The organism is Rhodococcus sp. IEGM 1406 (assembly GCF_030056745.1).
Classification (GTDB): domain Bacteria; phylum Actinomycetota; class Actinomycetes; order Mycobacteriales; family Mycobacteriaceae; genus Rhodococcus_F; species Rhodococcus_F erythropolis.
Genome location: NZ_JASHKO010000001.1, coordinates 617,438 through 637,996 on the forward strand (window position 1 = coordinate 617,438; position 20,559 = coordinate 637,996).

The 20,559-nt window shown below is 62.0% G+C and carries 20 protein-coding genes; 8 read left to right on the top strand and 12 right to left on the bottom strand.

The features are described from left to right. Positions 1-58: 58 nt before the first annotated feature. The gene (locus QM596_RS02960; RefSeq protein ID WP_019745586.1) at positions 59-790 is read right to left on the bottom strand and encodes a TetR/AcrR family transcriptional regulator; all 732 of its coding nucleotides are present in this window, start codon (positions 788-790) and stop codon (positions 59-61) included. Positions 791-1,074: 284 nt separating this feature from the next. On the opposite strand from QM596_RS02960, the gene QM596_RS02965 reads away from it, so the two are divergent. Genes QM596_RS02965 through QM596_RS02990 form a run of 6 tightly spaced genes read left to right on the top strand, consistent with a single transcriptional unit; the run spans position 1,075 to position 8,147 of the window. Then, positions 1,075-1,959, top strand: a complete 885-nt coding sequence (locus QM596_RS02965) for an ABC transporter substrate-binding protein (RefSeq protein ID WP_225989551.1) — start codon at positions 1,075-1,077, stop codon at positions 1,957-1,959. Beyond that, a complete protein-coding gene (locus tag QM596_RS02970) occupies positions 1,956-3,518 on the top strand; it encodes a multicopper oxidase family protein (protein ID WP_283308071.1) in 1,563 nt (520 codons plus the stop codon). The genes QM596_RS02965 and QM596_RS02970 overlap by 4 nt, the downstream gene beginning before the upstream one ends. A gap of 10 nt (positions 3,519-3,528) precedes the next feature. After that, positions 3,529-3,876, top strand: coding sequence for a plastocyanin/azurin family copper-binding protein (locus QM596_RS02975; protein ID WP_020909349.1), 348 nt, complete (start codon positions 3,529-3,531; stop codon positions 3,874-3,876). Positions 3,877-3,899: 23 nt separating this feature from the next. Further along, on the top strand, positions 3,900-5,702 hold the full coding sequence (locus QM596_RS02980; protein ID WP_283308072.1) for an ABC transporter ATP-binding protein: 1,803 nt from the start codon (positions 3,900-3,902) through the stop codon (positions 5,700-5,702). Continuing rightward, positions 5,699-7,432 carry an ABC transporter ATP-binding protein gene (locus tag QM596_RS02985; RefSeq protein ID WP_283308074.1) on the top strand — a complete coding sequence of 578 codons (1,734 nt, stop codon included), beginning with the start codon at positions 5,699-5,701 and terminating at the stop codon, positions 7,430-7,432. Before QM596_RS02980 ends, QM596_RS02985 begins: the two co-directional genes overlap by 4 nt. A 25-nt stretch (positions 7,433-7,457) precedes the next feature. Continuing rightward, positions 7,458-8,147, top strand: coding sequence for a SanA/YdcF family protein (locus tag QM596_RS02990; protein WP_019745580.1), 690 nt, complete (start codon positions 7,458-7,460; stop codon positions 8,145-8,147). A 95-nt stretch (positions 8,148-8,242) separates the two neighbouring features. On the opposite strand, the gene QM596_RS02995 is transcribed toward QM596_RS02990, so the two are convergent. From QM596_RS02995 to QM596_RS03030, 8 genes are all read right to left on the bottom strand, one after another. Continuing rightward, positions 8,243-9,079 (bottom strand): hypothetical protein, encoded by an 837-nt coding sequence (locus QM596_RS02995; RefSeq protein WP_019745579.1) that lies wholly within the window; start codon positions 9,077-9,079, stop codon positions 8,243-8,245. A gap of 74 nt (positions 9,080-9,153) precedes the next feature. Then, positions 9,154-9,477: a cupredoxin domain-containing protein gene (locus QM596_RS03000; protein WP_141488295.1), complete on the bottom strand. Its 324-nt coding sequence runs from the start codon at positions 9,475-9,477 to the stop codon at positions 9,154-9,156. Continuing rightward, entirely contained in the window at positions 9,477-9,824 is a 348-nt protein-coding gene (locus tag QM596_RS03005; RefSeq protein ID WP_003940240.1) for a plastocyanin/azurin family copper-binding protein, read from the bottom strand. The genes QM596_RS03000 and QM596_RS03005 overlap by 1 nt, the downstream gene beginning before the upstream one ends. Positions 9,825-9,851: 27 nt before the next feature. After that, complete coding sequence (locus QM596_RS03010) at positions 9,852-11,441, bottom strand: multicopper oxidase family protein (RefSeq protein ID WP_060937890.1); 1,590 nt, start codon at positions 11,439-11,441, stop codon at positions 9,852-9,854. Continuing rightward, complete coding sequence (locus QM596_RS03015) at positions 11,438-12,757, bottom strand: hypothetical protein (protein ID WP_283308081.1); 1,320 nt, start codon at positions 12,755-12,757, stop codon at positions 11,438-11,440. Before QM596_RS03015 ends, QM596_RS03010 begins: the two co-directional genes overlap by 4 nt. Next, positions 12,754-13,425: a methylamine dehydrogenase light chain gene (locus QM596_RS03020; RefSeq protein ID WP_029256402.1), complete on the bottom strand. Its 672-nt coding sequence runs from the start codon at positions 13,423-13,425 to the stop codon at positions 12,754-12,756. The genes QM596_RS03015 and QM596_RS03020 overlap by 4 nt, the downstream gene beginning before the upstream one ends. 75 nt (positions 13,426-13,500) lie before the next feature. Continuing rightward, positions 13,501-14,109, bottom strand: a complete 609-nt coding sequence (locus QM596_RS03025; RefSeq protein WP_019745575.1) for a redoxin domain-containing protein — start codon at positions 14,107-14,109, stop codon at positions 13,501-13,503. A gap of 43 nt (positions 14,110-14,152) precedes the next feature. Beyond that, entirely contained in the window at positions 14,153-14,743 is a 591-nt protein-coding gene (locus tag QM596_RS03030) for a MauE/DoxX family redox-associated membrane protein (RefSeq protein ID WP_029537106.1), read from the bottom strand. A 348-nt stretch (positions 14,744-15,091) separates the two neighbouring features. On the opposite strand from QM596_RS03030, the gene QM596_RS03035 reads away from it, so the two are divergent. Beyond that, positions 15,092-16,630 (top strand): APC family permease, encoded by a 1,539-nt coding sequence (locus tag QM596_RS03035; protein ID WP_020970987.1) that lies wholly within the window; start codon positions 15,092-15,094, stop codon positions 16,628-16,630. Then, complete coding sequence (locus tag QM596_RS03040; RefSeq protein WP_019745572.1) at positions 16,627-17,412, top strand: IclR family transcriptional regulator; 786 nt, start codon at positions 16,627-16,629, stop codon at positions 17,410-17,412. Before QM596_RS03035 ends, QM596_RS03040 begins: the two co-directional genes overlap by 4 nt. A gap of 2 nt (positions 17,413-17,414) precedes the next feature. Here the strand turns inward: QM596_RS03040 and QM596_RS03045 are convergent, their stop codons facing one another. The 3 genes from QM596_RS03045 to QM596_RS03055 are packed head-to-tail and all read right to left on the bottom strand — an operon-like array spanning position 17,415 to position 20,556. Further along, the gene (locus QM596_RS03045) at positions 17,415-18,737 is read right to left on the bottom strand and encodes a bifunctional adenosylcobinamide kinase/adenosylcobinamide-phosphate guanylyltransferase (RefSeq protein WP_070385212.1); all 1,323 of its coding nucleotides are present in this window, start codon (positions 18,735-18,737) and stop codon (positions 17,415-17,417) included. Further along, entirely contained in the window at positions 18,737-19,525 is a 789-nt protein-coding gene (locus QM596_RS03050) for an ABC transporter ATP-binding protein (protein WP_020970985.1), read from the bottom strand. Before QM596_RS03050 ends, QM596_RS03045 begins: the two co-directional genes overlap by 1 nt. Next, positions 19,522-20,556 carry a FecCD family ABC transporter permease gene (locus QM596_RS03055; RefSeq protein ID WP_182262899.1) on the bottom strand — a complete coding sequence of 345 codons (1,035 nt, stop codon included), beginning with the start codon at positions 20,554-20,556 and terminating at the stop codon, positions 19,522-19,524. The genes QM596_RS03050 and QM596_RS03055 overlap by 4 nt, the downstream gene beginning before the upstream one ends. Positions 20,557-20,559 lie beyond the last annotated feature (3 nt).

Sequence of the window (20,559 nt, forward strand, 5' to 3'; positions counted from 1 at the left end):
CGAGAATCCAGATCATCCGCGGGGTCGCTGTCGCACAAGTGCGACAGCGACCCCGCGGTCATTTCTGTGACTCTTTGATTGCGTCCAGCCGCGCCTCGAGACCGTCGAGGACACGGTCGAGTGTGTAGCGATAGTGTTCTGCCCGTGTTGCTTCCGCAGCATCCGGTGGACCGGCAAATTTCCCGATCAGTGTCTCCATCGATGAACGGGGATCTGAGGGTCCGTCGTTGCTCAGGCGTTCCAGCATCGCGCTGTGATCGGGTGAAGGCTGTCCGCTGGGAATGCGCCTGGCGTCGTTCATGGCAATCAGTGTGGTTGTCGAAGTGAAGGCGACGGTGTAAGCCTGAGCGGCTTCTTCCCCGAACCCGGCGGCGGTCAGTGAAGCCAATCCGGCCTCCATGAGTTCCCGGCTGCGCTGGGTGGCAACTCCGTTCATCAGCAGCCACTGTGCCGCGCCTGGACACTCGATCAAGGCCTCTCGCATCTGCAAGAGCAGATGCGTCAGCCATTGACGCCAATCTTCTTGTGCGGATGGCACGTTCACGGCCGACACCGCACTGTCGACCACCGCAGCCGAGAGTGCGTCCCGATCTCCGACGAGTCGATAGACGACGGAGAACGACGTATCGAGTTCGCTGAGCAGCTGCCGCAGTGACCAGCCCTCGACTCCGTGCTCGCGACTGAGCCCGAGCGCCACGGTCAGCACGGCGTCCGCAGTGATCCCGGTGTTGTAACTCCGGCGGCGCTGTGATTTCGCGGCGGACTTCTTGTCAGGTGATGGCGCAGTCATGGTCCGACCGAGCTTAGCGGCGTCGGATCGGGTCGCGTAGTCGACGCAACCGATTGACGGATGAACTTAGGTGAGGTTTACTTGCCAAATCCGAGCAGTGCTCCGATTTGTATCGAACCCCCGATTTTTCGAAGCTGAAGGACATTATGAAGTTGAAAACGCGACCCGGTTACCTATCGAGGCTGGGAGCTTCGCTGCTGGTCAGTGTCGTTGCCCTGACTGCGGCCGCCTGTAGCTCGAGTGAGGCGGGACCGACGACGGAACCTGCCGAGGGAACGCGTGTTGTGTCCCACGAATTCGGTGAGACGTCGGTTCCAGGCGACCTCGGGCGAATTGTTTCCCTCGACGAATACGCCGCACTCGGTCTCCTTGCCGTCGGCATCACCCCTGACGTGGTCTTCACGTCGTGGGGATCGGAGATCGGCCAGGACATCTTGGCGTCAGCGGGTACCGAGGTGGTCACGGTGCCGCCGCTCGGTGCACCCCCGATCGAGCAAGTCCTCGCCCAGGATCCTGGACTGGTCATCTTCACGTCGATGGGCGATCGGAGCTACTACGACTCCCTCGCGTCGACCGTCCCCACAGTGCCGGTCCCGGCCGTCACAACTCCGTGGCGTGAGAATCTTGCCTTCTTCGGACGCGCTTTTGATCGTCAGTCGGTCGCCGACAAGTTGACTGTCGCTTTGGAAGGCAAGATCGCTGACGTCTCTGCTCGGTCCGGTGGTGAAGCGAACACCGTGTCGGTGTTGATGAGCAGTTCTGGAATCCTTGCCACCACCACCGAGCAGGCGCCGCCGTCGTTGCTGTTGGCGGAGAGCGGCTTCGGGCGTCCGGAATCCCAGCGAGCGAATGCCGCTGGAGGACTGCCGTATGCGCCCCTGTCCGACGAGGCGATCCCGGCGCAGGATGCTCGGATCGTAGCCGTGTTCGACGAGGGCGTGTACGAGTTCGGCAAGGTTGCCGGTGTTCCCGGGTTCTCGAGTCTTTCAGCGGTGCAGGAGAACCGAGTGGCCAAGGTCAACGGAGACATGTGGCTCGCCACTCATCCCTTCGCCACTTTCTGGATGATCGAGGACATGGATGCCATGGCTGCCGGCAATCTGACCGGCACCGGAACCGAAGCTGTTGCCGCGACGCGCTATCAGGAATTCACGGCGCTGACGGCATGAGTTCGAGTGCGTTGAGTCGGCGCCTGGCTCTGCGATGGGGAGCGGTGACTCTCGGCTCTGCGGCTGTGGGTTCTGCGGCTTTGGGTTCTGTGGCACTGAGTGCGTGCAGCCGTGGCTCGGCGAACGAAACCAGTTCTGAGATTTCACCGTTCGACGACGAAGTACGTGCTGCCGAACAGGCGAGAATTCGTAGCGGGCACACAGTCCAACGGAATCTGACAGCTGCACCGGCTCGGGTGAGTCTGGGCGCCAGAGAGGTGGACACGTGGTCGTACGGTGCAGAAGCGGTGGGTCCGGAGATTGGAATCTCCAAGGGAGACCGGCTCAACGTTCGGTTGCAGAACGACCTTCCGGCGGAGACCTCGGTGCACTGGCACGGCATTGCGATCCGCAACGACATGGACGGTGTCCCACCGGTCACCCAGGAACGAATCCGACCAGGTGCCGAGTTCACCTACGACTTCGTGGCCCCGGATCACGGAACATATTGGTACCACTCCCATTCAGGATTGCAGGCCGATCGAGGGCTATTCGGTGCACTAGTGGTCGAGGACCCGAACGACCGGACCGGAGCCGACGAGGACGTCGTCATCGTGATCGACGACTGGCTCGACGGGCTGGGAACAACCCCGGATGCAGTGCTTCGCGCATTGTCACCGGACGTACAGGGAGGACACCACGGGCACGGCGGAGCTCCACCGGAAGTCGATGATGCAGAGATTGATTCTGCCGCAGAACTTCTCGCCAGCGGTCACGGAAATTCCGAGGCGCTCGGTGGAATGGCAACGCACATCACGTATCCACTGCACCTGATCAACGGACGGCCTGTGGAAGATCCCTTCGTCGTCAGTGCAGCGGCCGGAACACGGCTTCGATTGCGGGTGATCAATGCCGGGGCGGAGACTCCGTACCGTTTCTCTGTCGCCGGGCACGAGTTGACCGTTGTCAGTGCTGACGGGCAGGACATCGCCTACACAGCCGGAGACGAGATTCTGATCGCACCCGCGCAGCGATACGACGTATTGGTGACGGTGCAGTCCGGTTCGTGGCCCATTGCCGCGAAGGTGGAAGGGAAGCCAGGTGGCGCCGCGTGCCTGCTTCGGACGCCGGATTCGGTAGCGAGCGTCGACCTGACTTCTCCTGCAGTGCTGTCAGAGTCCGGCGGTCGACTCGTTCTGGAACCGACGCTTCGACCGTCGGGCGCGCGGGAACAGCGGGTGCCGGATCGTGAGTATTCGGTTGATCTCATCCAGGCCGGGGATCGATACGTCTGGGGAATGGCGGGCGCCGATGCGGGTCGGTTGATCATGAAGCAGGGCGAGCGAATACGAATCGTCATGAACAACAACACCGATATGTGGCATCCGATGCACACCCACGGACACACCTTCTCGGTTCCCTCGTACGGCGGGCTTCGCCGAGACACCGTGATCGTACTTCCGCGTGCACAATTGGCGATCGACTTCGACGCCGACAATCCAGGACGGTGGATGTTCCACTGTCACAACGCGTACCACTTCGAGGCCGGGATGACTGCCGACCTCCACTACGTTCGATGAGGAGAGCAGAATGTCAGTTCGCACCGGGGTGACCACATTGATCGCTGTTGCAGCGGTGTTCACGCTGACGTCGTGCGGAGGTGAATCACAGGGTTCCACCGAGCAAGCGCCGGTCGAGATCTCGGTGAAGAACCTTGCGTACTCACCGAACTCCGTCACTGTGCACACAGGACAGACGGTCACGTGGATTTTCGAGGACCAGGGAATGCCGCACGATGTCGTGTTCGCCGAGCTGGGGATCAAGAGCGATCTCCAAGGAAGCGGAACCTACAGTCAGACCTTCGACAAAGCCGGAACGTTCACCTACACGTGCACACCACATCCGAACATGACCGGCACGATCATCGTCGAAGAGTGAGTAACTCGATGACAGTGAACTCGATGACAGTGAAGGAGACTGTGGCCTTCGAAGACTCGCCTGGTCTGGTCGACCGAGACGCTTTGGGTCGCATGATCGCTCCCGTGAGAAATCGCCTGCTCCTGGGTGCGGGTTTGTCGGCGCTGTCGGTGCCGCTACGATTCCTGCCCTACGTTTCGGTGGTCGAGATCGCGCGGGTGCTCCTGACCGACTCGTCGTTGAACCTGGTCTGGCTGTGGGCCGCAATCGGTGCAGCGGGCACAATTCTCGGTTTTGTCGTCTACAACGCAGCGCTGACCGTATGCCACACCGCCGACGCGCATTTCAAATACTCGATCCGCTCGCGTATCGCTCGGCATCTGTCCCGAGTTCCTCTGGGGTGGTTTGCAAATGGTGGCACCGGTGAAGTGAAGCAGGCGATGACCGACGACGTGAAGCGGATGCATCTTCTCGTCGCTCACCTTCCCGCCGACGTGGTACCCGCGATCCTGTCGCCGATAGTGGCCCTGATCTATCTGGTGGCGATGGACTGGAAGTTCAGCCTGATCTTGGTCGGCTACATCGGAGTGTGTCTAGCTCTTGCCGCGCCGTCGATGCGCAGAGCCTATCGAACGAACGTCGACTCGTGGAATCTTGCGATGTCGACATTGACCTCTGCGACAGTAGAACTGGGCGACGGTATCGAGGTTGTCAAGACGTACGGGAGTGGGAGTCGCGCATTCGCGCGCTACTCGAGCGCTGTCGATTCGATGGTTGCGGTGTGCGTGCGCTGGATGTCGGGGATGGGAAGGCCGGTGGTCGCGATGTCGATCCTCCTCTCACCGGCGGTACTCATCGTGGTCATCACGGCGACGGGAACCGCAATGTTGTCCGGGGGTTGGATTACCCCGGTAGCTCTTGTTGCCTTTCTGGTCGTCGGAATCGGTGTTCCGTCGTCGGTTCTGCACATGGGAACGATGGCCAACCTCTACCGCGAAGGCCAACTGGGAGCGACTCACGTCGAGAGCATCCTCGGCGAACCAGAGCTGGCCGAACCTCACGATGCAGTGCCTGCTCGCAGCACTTTGGTCGAATTCGACAGCGTCGGCTTCGAATACACCACTGGGCAGCGCGTCCTCGAGAACATCTCCTTCGAGATGCAACCGGGCACCGTGACCGCGATCGTTGGCCCCTCCGGCTCCGGAAAGACCACTTTGGCGCGTCTACTTCCGCGGTTCTGGGACGTGACGGACGGGTCTATTCGACTGGGCGGAAGCGATTTACGAGATCAGTCCAGTCGTGAAGTCTTGAAATCGATGGCCATCGTCTTCCAAGATGTTGTGCTCCTGCGGGACAGCGTGCGCGAGAATATTCGGCTCGGTCGACCGGATGCAACAGATCTGGAAGTGGAGACAGCGGCGAGGCGGGCGCAGATTCACGACGTGATCATGCGACTGCCGGACGGGTATGACACCGAGATCGGTGGTGGTTCGGGCGGTGAGCTGTCGGGTGGGGAGAAGCAACGCCTGACGATCGCCCGCGCCATCCTTCAGAACCCGCCGATCGTCATCCTGGACGAGGCGACTTCGCAGGCCGATCCCCACAGTGAATCGGCCGTTCAACGCGCACTGGGCGAGATCAGTGCAGACGGCGGCACCCTGATGGTGATCGCTCATCGACTGCACACCGTCCGATATGCAGATCAGATACTCGTTCTCGACGCCGGACGGATCGTGGAAAAGGGTACGCACGAACAGTTGTCGGCGCTCGGCGGAACCTACGCGCGGATGTGGGCGCTCCAGAACCCTCTCGTCGAAGACATATCTCCGCGAAAGGCGCTGCAATGATTCGAGACCTGGACGAAATCCTCGGGCGCGACAATGGGATGCGAGGTCAGATAGCAGGTTTCACGCTCGCCGGGATACTCGAGGGTGTCGTCTTTGCACTGATGATTCCGATCCTGAAAGCGGTGGTTCGCGGCGATTACGACGCCGCAGTTCCGTGGGTTGTCACGGCTGCTCTCGTGGCGGTGGCCTGTGGCGCCGCACGGTGGATCGCCGAGAATCGGGCGTACCGCATCGGAATCGAGGGTTTTGCCGGTGGAATCATGCATCGCCTCGGTGAGCACTTGGTGCAGGTTCCGCTCGGGTGGTTCAGCAAGGCGAACCGTGGAGCGTTCACTCGCCTGGTCACCGAGGGCACGGCTATCTTGATGAGCATCCCGGGAATGATCATCGCGCAACTCGTCACCGTCACGGTGACTCCAGCGACAGTGGCGATCGCTGTCTTGTTTGTGGACTGGCGACTGTCCCTCGCGATGGTCGTCTTCGTTCCACTGGGGATTCGGGCTTACCGCAACGTGCAGCGGGCGGTTGTTCCCGAATACGAGGCGATCGGCAAGAGCGAATCCGAGTTGGCATCGCGCGTCGTCGAATATGCACAGGCGCAGCAAGTTCTACGTTCGGCCGGTAAGAGTGGCGAAGGCTGGACTCGGTTGGACGAAGCTCTTGTGTCCAACCGGGACGCACACCTGCAGGAAATCGGATCGGTCGACAAGTATCTGCTGCGCTTCATGATCGTCGTTCAGGTTGCCTTTCTCACCGTCCTGGTTTTGGCGGCACTGCTGGTCACCACCGGGTCCATCGACACAGCAAGCGTGATCGTTGTTCTCGTGTTGGCCGTGAGGTTCGTGGAGCCGATGCAAATGCTCGCAGGATTCGGTGAAGGTATCTCACTGGCCCGGGTGTCGCTCGGATCTGTCCGCGAGATGATCGATGTACCGGTCCTGGCGGAGCCTGAGGTGCCGAAAGAGCCTACGTCGTATGATATTCGGTTCGATTCGGTCTCCTTCGGCTACGGCCCGGATCGCGTGATTCGTAACGTGAGCCTCGAATTCCCGGATTGCTCGGTCACTGCTCTGGTCGGTCCTTCCGGTTCCGGAAAGACAACTCTGGTTCGGCTGATCTCCAGATTCTGGGACGTCGACGAAGGTGCGGTATCCATCGGGGGAGCCGATGTTCGCGACATCGGAACGAGAGCTTTGATGTCTCGGATATCGACTGTCTCACAGCAGGTTTACCTGTTCGACGGAACCATCCTGGAGAACGTTCGGTTGGCGAGACCGGATGCCACCGAGTCGGAGGTCCGTCAAGCAGTGGTGGATTCCAGGCTAGGCGAAGTGATCGACCGTTTGCCGAGCGGTGAGGAGACCAGGGTAGGTGAAGGCGGATCACTGCTGTCCGGCGGTGAACGTCAGCGGGTCTCGATTGCGCGGGCATTCCTCAAGGACACTCCGATTGTTCTTCTCGATGAAGCGACTTCCGCCCTCGACGGAGAGAACGAAGTCGCAATCACCGAGGCAATTCACCGATTGGCCCGTGGTCGAACGGTGGTGATCATCGCTCATCGCCTGTCGACTATTCAGGGAGCAGATCGCATCGTCTACCTCGAAGCCGGAGGGGTGGAGGAGGTCGGTTCCCACGAAGACCTGATCGCGCGAGGTGGAAAGTACTCGGATCTGTGGGCCGAGCGCAGTGGCGCGGAGGGATGGAGGATCGACCGAGCACTCGAGCCATGAGCAAACCGTGTGGTTTGATCGACGAATGGACGAAGCTGCTGCAGATCCAGTGAAACCGCCGCGCAAGCGCAGGTGGCCTCGTTGGGTCGCAGGCATTGCGGTGCTCGGAGCAGTTGTCTACGCGGGCTCGATCGTGTGGATCTCCGTGGCGTCGGCCGGACATACGTCAGACGCCGCCGATGCTCCCGACGCTCCGGTTGTGATCGTGCTGGGCGCGCAGATCAAGGACGGTAAGCCGATGGCTTTCCTGAAAGGGCGGCTGGACGCAGCAGTCGAACTGGTGGAAGCGGGAAAGGCTAAAGCGGTCCTGGTCTCCGGCGACGCGAACGGCGGCTCGGGTGACGAGATCGCGGCGATGACGAACTACCTGGTGGAGCAGGGAATAGATGAGCGTCGCATCGTGGGGGATCCGTACGGCCTCGACACCTATGACACCTGCTTCCGGGCCATACATACGTATGGGGTAACCAAGGCGTTGATCGTCACTCAGGGGTATCACGTGCCCCGCGCTGTTGCGTTGTGCCGAGACGTCGGCATCGACGCAGACGGTGTGAACAGCGATTGCGGGTGCGCAACTCCCACGCTGATCAAGAACGCCGCGCGGGAGTGGGTTCTTGCCAAGCCCAAGGCAGCGCTGGACATGCTCTGGAGTCGGGACGCAAAGGTGACGTCGCCGTCGGAGGACTCGGTCCAGGTGGCGCTGTCGATTCCCTGACGCGGGGTGAGTGCGCACGGTTTCTGTCGAGTGAACACACGCTCCGGAGAGTCGGAACGTGTGTTCACTCGAGGTGAAGGGTGCTAGCTCGACAGTCAGATCAGTGCTGCGGCGGCGAATGCTCCCAGTGCGATCAATGCCGCGCCGGTGACGCTCTGCACGCGACGGTCCACGACGCACATGATCGAGAGGAATCCCGGCATCGAGCCACCACGCTTGGTGTGCACGATTGCCGCGAGGCTGGGCATGCAGCGGCCAAGGGATACGACCGTGAACAGCGCCGCCCCGAGAGCCGGTGAACCCGAAGCCATGACGCCGAGTGCCAGGAGGTAGTACGCACTCGAGCGGATGAAGATCAGAAATCCCGGACCGATGATCGCGCCGAAGATCAGCGAGACCTTCCAGGGCGCCATTGTGCGGCGCAGATGGCGCGGAAGCTGTTGGCGCCGCATCGGAGTCGGCATCCTCACCGCACCCAACTCGTGCAGCCCGTACGCAACCGCGACGACGGCCCAGACGCCCAGCGCCCAGCCGATCGGGACGTACCCGGACATCGCCGCACCGAGAGCGCCGATCAATGCCCCGGTGACGGCTCCCGTCGTGACCGAACCCAGAGCGTGCCAGCCGAGTCGGCGGACGGGGGTCGAGGATCCCTTCCGATCTACCTGCTTCGGCGCGGCAACAACTCCGGCGACGGACATTCCGCAGGTCGACCAGTTCGCAGCCAGCGACGTAACCAGTCCGGCGCCGATAACAGCTGTGGTCAAAGCTGTTGTCGCAGATGGCGTGGCCACGAGTGCGAGGCCGGCACCCGCAGCAGCGCCCGCCGCGACGAGGCTGACACGGGTCGCGGTGCCGACCGAGCCTTGAAGGGTCGGCCGGATGTCAGGGACATCGGTCTGCAGTGGGCCGTGTGAGAGAACAGTAGTCATCAGATCCTCCGAAGTGTTTGTGGTTCAGGAAAAGTGTTGAGCCGAAGTCGCAGCGAAAAGTGATGAGCCAGGTTTCACAGCACTGTGATGACGCCGATCATGTACGGGTGGACGGAGCACGAATACTCGTAGACGCCGACGCTCTCGAACGTGTGCCGGAACGTTCCGTCTCCGGTGATACCACTGTCGAACAGGCCGGGTGATTCCACATGATGCAGGAGTCCACCGTCGTCGAAGCGCCACTCGACGGTGCCGCCGTGTTCCACGGTGACGTCCATCGGGCTGAACTGAACATTGCTGATCTCGACCACCACGTCGGGGACGGGATCTTCTGTGCCGCAAGCTGGGACAAACGTCGCCGCGACAGCGAGGCCGAAGCCGGCGATCCACCTCCTCACTATTGAACGATCACGGTGCCCACCATCATCGGGTGGGGCGTGCAGTGGTAGGTGAAGGTGCCGGCGTCGTCGAACGTGTACGAGAAGGTTCCCTCGGTGAGCAACTCGCTCTTCAGTTTCCCGTCGAGATCACCGTTGCCGACCACGTCGTGGGGGAGTCCGCTGTCGTCGAACTTCCATTCGACGGTCTGTCCCTTCTCGATGGTGACCGATGCCGGTGTGTACGCCATGTTCTTCACCTCGATCACGACTGCAGGTTCGTCCGACGACGCACCGGCATCACTACTGCAGGCGGTGAGGCTCAGGGCAGCGCACGCGGCCAGGAAAGCGGGAACGAGTTTCTTCATGAGGTGTTCTCTCCATTCTTCGACTTGTCAGCGGACGTAACGCAGATTTGCCGTCATGCCGGCCTCGAAGTGGTAGGCGTTGTGGCAGTGGAACATCCACTCGCCGGGATTGTCGGCGTCGAACTCGATGGCAAGCTCGGTGCCGGGTAGGACGTTGACGGTGTCGCGGCGAAGTCCGCCGTAATCCGGTACCGCAAACGTGTGGCCGTGGGTGTGCATGGGGTGCCACATCGTGGACGTGTTCTTCATCGTGATCCGGACCCGTTCGCCCTGTTTCATGACGAGCTTGCCCGCATCGGCTCCCGCCATTCCCCAGACGTACCGATCGCCGGCCTGGATCAATTCGATGTGGTAGTCGCGATCAGGCGACTTCGTCTCGAGCCGTGCGGATTCCGTGGGCCGGAGTTCGCTTTCGGTGACCAGTCGGCCGGCCAGTTCCGAGAGGTTTCCGCCCACATCCGGATTCGCCAGCGCCAACGCGTCGGTGCTGCGTAGGACGGTCGACGCATAACCATCTCGGCCCTCGACCTTCGCCACCACCGGCCATGTTCCCGACTTCACCGTCACCAGTACGTCGTAGCGTTGGGCCATTCCGACGATGATGGTGTCGGCGGGAGTTGGTTCCACGTCGTAGCCATCGGTAGCGACGATTGTCATCTCGTGACCGGCCACAGCAAACCGGTACGGAGTTTCGGCCGCTGCGTTGATGATTCGCAGTCGAAGGGTCGAACCGGGCGCTGCAGTGACGACAGCAGGATCGTTGGGTGGCCGCCCGTTGATCAAGTGCAGTGGATACGCGATGTGTTGAGTCATCCCGCCGAGTGGTTCGGAAGAACCGTGTCCACCGCTCACCAACTGTTGCGCGACGGACATGTCGGCTTCCGAGTGTTCCGCCGGAGTCGTTGCCCCACCGCCGTGTCCGCCGTGCCCGCCCGAAATTGCCGGGTTCAGGGCCATCAGGACGGAATCCGGTGTGGTACCCAATCCGTCGAGCCAGTCGTCGAGCACCAGAACGGCATCGGCGTCGGCCCCGGTGATGTCGTTCGGGTCCTCGACGATCATGGCGCCGAAGAGCCCCCGATCGGCTTGTAATCCGCTGTGCGAGTGGTACCAGTACGTTCCCGGATCCGGTGCGATGAAGTTGTACTCGAAACTCGAACCGGCGCCGATGGGTGCCTGCGTGGTGGGTGCCGCGCCGTCCATGTCGTTGCGGATTCGAATTCCGTGCCAGTGCAGTGTTGTTTCGGCGTCGAGGCCGTTCTGGACGCTGACGTTCACCCGGTCACCGGACTTCAGCCGAAGTTCCGGAGCCACCGCAGCGCCTCCGTACGTCCACGTGTCCACGAGGCGTCCGCCAAGATCTACCGTCGAGAATCCGGCGGCAAGGGCAAACGCAGCGGTGGTCCCGTTCCAGGCTCGCGCCGATTCTGCGGCGGCAACTTCGGGGTCGGTGGGCAGGATGTAGTCGAGATCGGTCGTGGGCGTCGGAGATGCTGCAGTGGAACTGCATCCGGCAATCGTCCCCATTGCGCCGAGCCCGAGTGCTCCGGCGCCGAGTGCTCCCAAACTCAGGAAGCGGCGCCGGCCCATCACCACACCGGATCCGGGACGACTCATCGGAGTACTTCTGGTGTGATCAACCCGCTGACATCACCGACGTTGCCCGAGACATCGACGGAACTGACCTGCTCGCCGGTGCTCGCGTTGTAACCCACGATCTTCTGCGGAGCGGAGCCTTCGACCTCAGGTCCCGAACCGAGCACGTAGAACGTGGCGCCGTCGACGGAAAAGGTCATGCTCTTGATGTCTGTCAAGCCGAGGTCTGCCAGCGTCAAGCTCTTCACCGGGGCGAAGGTCGTTGCGTCGGACAAGTCGATCTTGACCAGTGAGCCTCCCCGAGCAGAGTCCGGATGAATAGCCGTGTCCGTGTACGCGATTGCGAGCCGGGTTGCGTCGGCATTGATGACGTTCTCCGAGAATCGACCGGAGTCCTGCCCGGCGTTTCCGATCGGCTTGACACCTTCCTGAGGCAGTCCGTTGGAGAAGTCGAAGACGTACACATCGCCGTTCTCACTGACCAGCAAGGCTTTTTGTGCTTTCGATGCCCACGTGACCTTGCGGGTGGAGACAAAATCCTCGGGTAGGACCTTGCTTCGGGCGGTTTCCTTCGGAACACCGTCGTCACCGATCGTGACGTGCAGTAGTTCCCGGGTGTCCTCGCAGACGCTGTACAGCTCGTGATCGACCATCCACGTGAACGGACCGCAGCCGACTATCTGGAGTGCACCGGTCGCTTCCTTCTTCTCGAGGTCGACCACTCTGATTCCGTACAAACCGTCGTCCCACGTGACGAAGAACTTGCCGTCGGACGTCACGGCGTTCGAGCCGGGACGGGAATGTACGCGTGCGACGTCCGGAAGCATGACCTCGGCTGGTTCCAGCAGGTTTCCGGAGTAGGTGCTGACCGTGAAATCTGCTGCGCCGCGGGAACCTCGGGGGCGCCACACCTCGGCAGCGAGCACCGCAGGATCCTCGGCGGAATCCCCGACGAATCCGTGAATGACCGGATCCCAGATACCCGGGCCGACGGTGATTCGGCTCTCGGCCACACCGGTTTTCGGATCGATGACGTTGACGCTGAGCTCGAGCTGGCCGAATCCACCTTCGACGCCCAGCAAGCGGTCAGCTGCGATCGGGGTGATCGAACCGACGTGCAACGGCTCGGGAATGGTATCGCCGATTTCCTGGTCGTCGTGACCGAGGGAGATCCCCTCGCCCGGAGCAGTGAACGGAACTGTCGGATAGGTGACATCGCCTGCGCTGGACGGTTCGTCGTTGTCGGACGAACTGCAACCGGCCAGCGCGAGTAAGACGGTGAGTGGGATGACGGCAACGGCGGGGCGCGCCAGTTTTCGGGTTCGCGAACTGCTCATGATCCGGCACCGACCTTGGGGCGCTCGGCCGGTCGAGTCTGGCAGTCCTCGCCGATGATGGGCGCCATCGTGCAGGTGTATGCCTGAGACTCGTCGGAGACACACCAGATGATTTCCTGGTCGTAGCTTCCGGAGACCGGGTTGTACATCACGGCCTGCATGTCCGGTTCGCCGCAGAATGCGTTGGAACACGAAGGTGCACCGCAGCAGTCGTAGTAGGCGATCAGATAGGTCTTGCCGGTATCAGGGTTGGTGCAGCATCCGACCCAGAACTCTGCGCCGGGCTTGCTGCCGGGGGCGCAGGTGGTGACACCGCCGCCGTTGCATGCGGCACAGGACGTTCCGTCCATGTTGCACCAGCGCCAGTACTCGCACTCGGCCGGATCTTTACCGTCGTAGACAGGGACAAGAGGTTCGGGGCCAGGTGCCGGCGCAGGAACCTCGGGCTCTTGGGCGAAGGCACTACGTGTCACAGGAAGTGTGCTGATCAGTGCCACTCCTGACACACCCATGGTCCACTTGCCGATCCGACTGATCATGGATCGCCGCGAAACTCGTTCGGAGAGTTTACGTCCGGTTCGACTGGTGAGCGAACCGCCCTGGCCCGCCATCCATTCGGCCTGGGCCTGAACTGTCGCCTCGTCGACGGGATATCGATTCTCCGTCATGTTGTGCTGCGGGAATTCATTGTCGTCCAACGATTTTCTCCTGATTCGTGAAGAGGATCGAACTGTGCAGGAAGATCAGGCCGCGCTGCCGGATTTCGCCTGGGCATGAAGGTGCTGGAGTGAGGGGGTGCCGGATTCGAGCGCATTGAGCAGGCTTTCCACCTGAGCCATGTGATTGCACAGGCCCTTTCCTCGGATCTTGCCGTGCTCGTCGAGAATCACGCCGTACGGAGTGGTGCCCACCTGGTATGCGATACCGACGTCTCGAGCGTCGATGTAACTGAGCTCGGAACCGATCCCGCTGCCGGCCAGGAACTCGCGATGCTCTTCGGGTGTTCCGTCGGAGATGATGATCACGTCGAGATCCGATTCGGCTCGGGCCATTGCCCTTACGCCGGGAAGAAGGCTCTTGCATGTCGAGCAACTCGGTGCTGTGAACAGCAGGAGTTGAGGTTTGTCGCGGTGACCACCGACTCCGACGGTCCGTCCTTCCTGATCGATGAGACCGGCAAACGACGGGCCGGCCTGTTCGACCTTGGGGCCGGTATCCATCATCCGGGCACCGAGAGGTCCGAGACGTACTTGTACGCGGCCGATTTCACGAGCCAGAGCAAGAACCATCAAGAACAGTACGGCTACGGCGATCACCAGGATCACTGTCGCGACAAGGAGGAAAGTGGTCATCGTGGTAGTCCTGCCTTCGAGTTTTCAGTGGTGGGGATGTGAGTCACGAGCCGTACCGGGACGCGGTTTCGGCGGTTCGTAGGCGGATGGAGGCGCTCGACAGGTAGTCGTCGACCGGGCGTCGTCCGAGGTGGACCACCGAACGAATCTGTGCGAGAGCAACTCCAGCCAGAACGAGGAGGAATCCGAAGGTCGCCGCCACGACCTGGACGCCGATCTCAGCCTGTCCGGCGGTGACCGACAGTGCCACAGCGATCACCGCGAGTGTTCCGGCGCGAACGGCGTGGAACCATCCGATACGCGGAATCTCGCCGACTCCGAATGCAAAACATCCGCAGTCCAGATCGCGTCGCCCACGCAGGAGGTTGATTGTGAGGCCCGTGAAGAACGACGCGAACATGATGGCAGCAACCAAGGCGGCGAGGCGATGGGCCACGCCGAGAACCAGAAGGATGCCTACGACGGTTTCCGCGACGGGAAGGATGCGAGCGATCGGTACTTCGAGTCGCACAGGCAACACTTTGTATCCGCGCACCGAACGAAGGACCCCGTCGTGGTCGTTCAGCTTGGGAATGCCGGCGAGCAGGAGAACAAATCCGATGATCGCCGAAGTGGTGGCGCTGACCAAGTCCATGCTTCCTCCGTTCCTCTCGGGTAGTGCCGGTGGTGTGTGGGACACATCCTGTACGGGCGATGCTGCGAACCCGCGTCGACCGCGCTACGCCTGGACGAGGTGCAACTGAGAGAGCAGTTGTCGTGTGAGAATCGGAGAACTCGCAGGTCAAGGTGCTCCCGGAGGGGCCGGATACCGTCGGCCGCCCTTGATCCGGCATGACGCTGGGTGGGAATCAGAGTCGGATTCTCACTTGAAAGTTCTGTGCGCGCCATCGTGGAAACTGCGCGGAAACATAAGCGGACTAACTTGACCGAATTCTGACAATTCGCTCGTAGGTTCGGGCCTGGACGCGACGGACGGTGACACATGGCCGTGAGTGCGGCACTGCGTGCGGCGATCACGCGAGCGCAGAATGCGGATCAACACAGTGAGCCCGTGTTCTCCCCGCTCCGTGGTCTCGGACGAGGACGTTTGACCCCGATCGACCTGTTGGGGCAATCACTCTCCACGATCGCTCCGGCAACGGGAATGGTGTTCATCGCCCTGTGGATGATCACCTACAGTCCCGGCTACGTCGGGTTGGCTGCGATTGCTGCGACAACTTCGGCGGTGTTTCTCGTTGCGTTCTGCATCACTCAATTCACGCGGAGACTGGCCGCAGCAGGATCGTTGTACAGCTTCGTCTTCCAAGGCTCCGGTATCCGGGCGACACTGACGGCGGGTGCCGCACTGGTACTCGGGTATCTCGGAATCTCGGTTTCGGTTTTCTCACAGGCAGTTCCGAGTCTGCTCGATACCATCGCCATTGTCGGCCCCGACGTGCGAGGGACTGCCGCGACGGTGATCACGACGGTGGCGATTGCCCTGGCCGTCGCGTGGATTGCAGTGCGCGGCGTCCGGTTCGCCACCCGAGCGATCCTGGTCGTCGAAGCGTGCTCGTTGATTCTCATCGTCGTGGTCATGCTGGCGACGCACAGTGACACGACAACTGCTGTTGCCCTGCCGAATCCGTCGCTGAGTGCAGTTCCGTTTCTCGCGATGCTGACGGTGCTCAGCATGGCGGGCTTCGAAAGTTCGGCCTTCTTCGGCCCGGAAGCGAAGCGACCACTCATCAGCGTCACACGCACGGTTCTCATTTCGCCGATCATCTGCGGGGTGCTCTTCGTTTTTGCGGCCTGGGCGGCGATGACCGGCCACGGCGCGACGATCGTCGGAGCGTACTTCGAGGGAACGGCATCCGGGGCCAGCGCGGAGGTGGTTCTGGCAGTCAAGATCGGAATGACGTGTTCCTGGTTCGCATCCACTCTCGGTTGTGCGCAGGCGGGTTCGCGGTTGTTGTATTCGATGGGGATCGAACGGGTACTGCCTGCGCCGCTCGCTCGCGTGCACAGACGGTTCCGCACCCCGTACGTTGCGGTACTTGCGTTCGTCGCGGTAAGTGCGGCAGGCGTATTCATCTATTCGGATACGGTTCGCGACGATTCGGGATCCTTCGACGGCGTGGTGGAGACCGCGTTGGTCTGCGCTTACACGCTGGTGGCCTTTGCTTCGTGGAAGTTCTTGCGCCGAATCGGGGAACATACGTCGCTGACCCGGATATGCACCCTGTCCGTGAGTACCGCCGGTGCCGGTCTACTGGTCTACATCGTTCTCGACGGGGCGGTTCACGGGATGTGGGCACTGCCGATCGCTGCTCTTGCTGTTGCTGTGTCGGGGACAGTGTGGAGCGCATTGCTCCGTAGAGCCAGACCTGAAAGCCTTCTGATGGTCGGTGCTTTCGACAGCGTCGAGACGGCGGACCTGTTGCCCGGTGCTGGCACTCTGCTGATCGACGGTGACGGGCGAAGACGACTCGTTCCGGATCGTGGGACCGCCGAGGGTGACTCGCCGGAGCATGGGCGGTGACCGCGGACCGTGCAACCGCTGGTCCACGATCAGGAAAACAGATCGGCGAAGAGACCCACTTCAGTGGACAACAACCGCGTGCGGTTCAGAAGGCGCTGGGGATGCTCGAGGCGGTGGCTCATCTGGGACCGGGAACAACCGCGAAGGAGATCGCCACTTTTGCAGGCGTTCCATCGGCCACGGCGTACCGGATGCTGAATCTGCTGGTGGCGGAGGGCTTTCTCGTGCGGGTGCCGGACCTGTCAGGGTTCGCGTTGGGACGTCGGACTGCCGAGCTCTCGCATGCGGCGTCGTCGAGTGGTCCGGCGCCGACGCTGCACGAGCGCGTCGAGGACATGCGGACACACACGAGGTTCGGATTGCACGTCGCGTCATTCGCCGGTGGGCGCTTGCGGTTCGTCGACAAGGATCCGGATCACGAGATCATCGGAATAGCGGCACTGGCCAAGAACCTTCACGCGAATGCGCTGGGGAAGGTTCTGTTGGCGCACGACGAGCGGTTGCTTTCGGGTTTGGAACTTCGCCGGGTCACGGAGTTCACCCTCGGTGATTTCGATGCGTTGTATGAGCAGCTGAGGTCTGTTCGCCTGCAGGGTTTTGCATTCGAGAACCAGGAATGCCGCCTGGGTCGATCCGCAGTGGCAGTACCGGTTAGAGATCACGCAGACCAGGTGGCAGGCGGGTTGTGTGTTCAGGGAGCGAGCGGGCGAGTGACGGATGAGGATCGAGAGTTGGTCGGTTTCCTACTCGATTGTGCGCGTCAGCTCACCGGATTGCTCTGACGTCACACGCGCAGGCTCAGGGGGAGCCCGGCGGTCATCAGGACCACGGACTCCGATTCACTGGCAATGCGGCTGTTCACCAGACCGAGTAGATCGCGGAACAGCCTCCCGGACTTCGTGTCCGGGACGACGCCGCTTCCCACTTCGTTCGTGACGGCGACAATCGGAACCGGACAGGCGGTCCAGGCGTCGGCCAAGACGTCGATATCTGCGTGGACGGCGCTGAGATCTTCTGTCGCCCACGCCTGATGTCGGTCCAGACGTGCGGTCAACCACGTGCCTAGGCAATCGAGCAGGATCGGTGTTGTTGCGGCCGCGAAAATCTCGGTCACGTCGGAGGTCTCTACCGTCGTCCACGTCGACGGCCTCCGCGCGCGATGCGACGCAATTCGTTCGATCCAGTCGGGATCGTCGTCCTGCGGATCCCCGGTGGCGATGTACGTGACGTTCCGGTAGCCGGCAAGCAGGCCCTCCGCGTAAGTGGACTTGCCCGAGCGGGCGCCACCGGTGACCAGAGTTCGATGGCCCTGTCCTACCCCGATCTCGAGCACAGCTCCATCCGGAACCGCTCGCGCCCCGGACAAGCGAAGTGCTTCCGAGAGTTCGTTTTCGACTGGGTTGTGGTGCCCGAGGTGTACGGCGACCACATCGGTTCGATCGGCGATCGCGGTGCAATTGCGTAGTCGGGTCACCGTCTCCGCGAAACTCGGCAGATCATGGTGCCCGGTGCCGTGATCAGTTTTGTGGCCGAAGGTCTCTTCGAGAAAGACGGCGTCGAAACGCGCGTCGGCAAGTGCGTCGACAGTGGATTCGGGCAGAGGCCCGGTGTCGGTGGCCCAGAAGATTCGGGTTCCGGATGCGTCGGTGATGTCGTAGAGAAGGGTGGGTACTTCGTGCGCGGCTTCGAGTGCGCGAACACGATAGGTGCCCAACATGATCGACTGGCCGGTCTCGAGCGGTGTGAAGGTCACCGGGTCATCCGGGCCCACCCAGTCTCGGCAGAGAGCGAGCGCGTCGGGTGGTCCGAGAACCTGTAGTGGTTCGGTGCGCGAGGCCCAGGACCGGAACAGCAATGCCATCGGGCCGAGGTGATCGGGATGAGAATGCGTCAACAGGATGTGTTCCACGTGTGCCAGCGTGCAACCGAATCGCGACGCGGCACGCGGTACTTCGGGACCACAATCCAACAGGATTCTGTTGTCCACCAGGGCAGCAGTGTGCCCGCGAATGGTTTCACTCGACAGGGCGGACAGGCAGGAAGGGCAAGTACAGAACGGGTTCGGCCAACCGTCGGCAGCGCCGGTGCCGAGCATCACCAATTCCATCAGCGGGTGCCTTCCTGCCGAATCGGAACAACTATGGGACCGCTGGGCCGGTCCAGGATTTCGACCCGAGCGCCGTACACGCGGCCGAGGAGGTCTGCCTCCAGCACCGCTGAGGGTGTGCCGTCGGCAACCACGCTGCCCTTGTCCAGCAGCACGATTCGTCGACCGTACTGACCCGCGAGAGTGAGGTCGTGCATCGCGGCGATGACCGTGATGTTGTCGGCCTCACGCAGTTCCTCCACCAAGTCGAGAACCTGCTGCTGGTGACCGATGTCGAGCGCGCTGGTGGGTTCGTCCAGGAGCAGTACCTGCGGTTCTTGGGCCAGTGCCCGAGCCAGAACCACGCGTTGCAATTCGCCACCGGAAAGTTCGGTGGCTCGTCGATCTGCGAACTCGGTGAGGTCGAGTCTTTCGATTACCGAAGAGATCACCGAACGGTCAGTGGCGGTTTCGGTTCCGAAGCGTCGTAGATAGGGAGTGCGGCCGAGCGCAACCAGTTCCTTAACCGTTGAGCCCTCGGGTACTACCGGACGCTGAGGCATCAACGCGACGACGGCGGACATCGCCTTGCGGCTGGAATTGCGAGGACTCAGTCCCCCGACCGAGAGCTCACCGGTAGACGGAATCAATCCGGCGAGGGCATGCATCAAGGTTGTCTTGCCGGCGCCGTTCGGCCCGACCACGGCAACCCAATCGCCGGGTGTCACATCGAGATCGATGCCGTCGACGACGTCTTTGCCGCCGAGGTTGACTCGGAGGTCGCGGCACCGCACTGCGCTGTCGGTCATGCCGAGACCCGGCTGCGGCGCAGAACGAGAAGGAAGAACGGAGCGCCGATCATCGCGGTCACAACCCCGATGGGGAGTTCGGCCGGTGCCATGACCGTGCGCGCGGCAACGTCGGTGAGGACGAGAAACGCCGCTCCGAGCATGAGTGACAGGGGGAGAAGCAGTCGATGCGACGGGCCGACGACCAGTCGAACCGCATGGGGAACAACGATTCCGACAAAGCCGATGAGTCCACTTGCACTCACGACCGCCGCCGTTCCCAGAGTTGCGGCGAGCACCAGTACCAGGCGTGATCTGGCCGGGTCGACGCCGAGGCTGGCGGCTTCGACGTCACCTACGGCCATCACGTCGAGTACGCGTCGATGTACCAGGATGACGGCAGATGCCAGCGCAACGTACGGCAAGACAACCAGAACTTCCGACCAACCGTCGGTGGACAATCCGCCGAGCAGCCAGGAATAGACCTCGCGGAGTGAATCGTCGAACCGCTGCTGGACAAAAGTCTGCGCTGCATTCGTGAACGCTGCGACTGCGACACCGGCGAGGATGATGACTACCGCGTTCTGCGGCCCGCCAATGCTTCGGCCGAGCGAATAAGTTGCGAACACGGCCAGCACACCACCGACGAAGGCGGCCATGGGAATTCCGAACATGCCCAGCGCTCCACCCGAAACGATGGCGAGGGTTGCGCCCAGTCCGGCTCCGCTGGAAACGCCGAGGAGATACGGATCTGCCAAGGGATTTCGAAACACGCCCTGGTAGGCGGCACCGGCAACGGCCAACATTGCTCCGACCAACGCGCCCAGGACTACTCGCGGAAGCCGGATCTGCCAGAGAATCGCCTGCTGTGTTGCGGTGAGGCCGGAATCTATATGGATGCCGGGTATTCCGTCCAGAAGTTCGAGAATGGTCCGATCAGGCGTCAATCCGGCCGGCCCCACCAGAACACCGATCAGCAAGGCAGCGCACAGAATCAGCGCGGCGCCGAGCAGAACGACGGTCCGATGTTGGGAGATACCGGCTTTGATCATCGA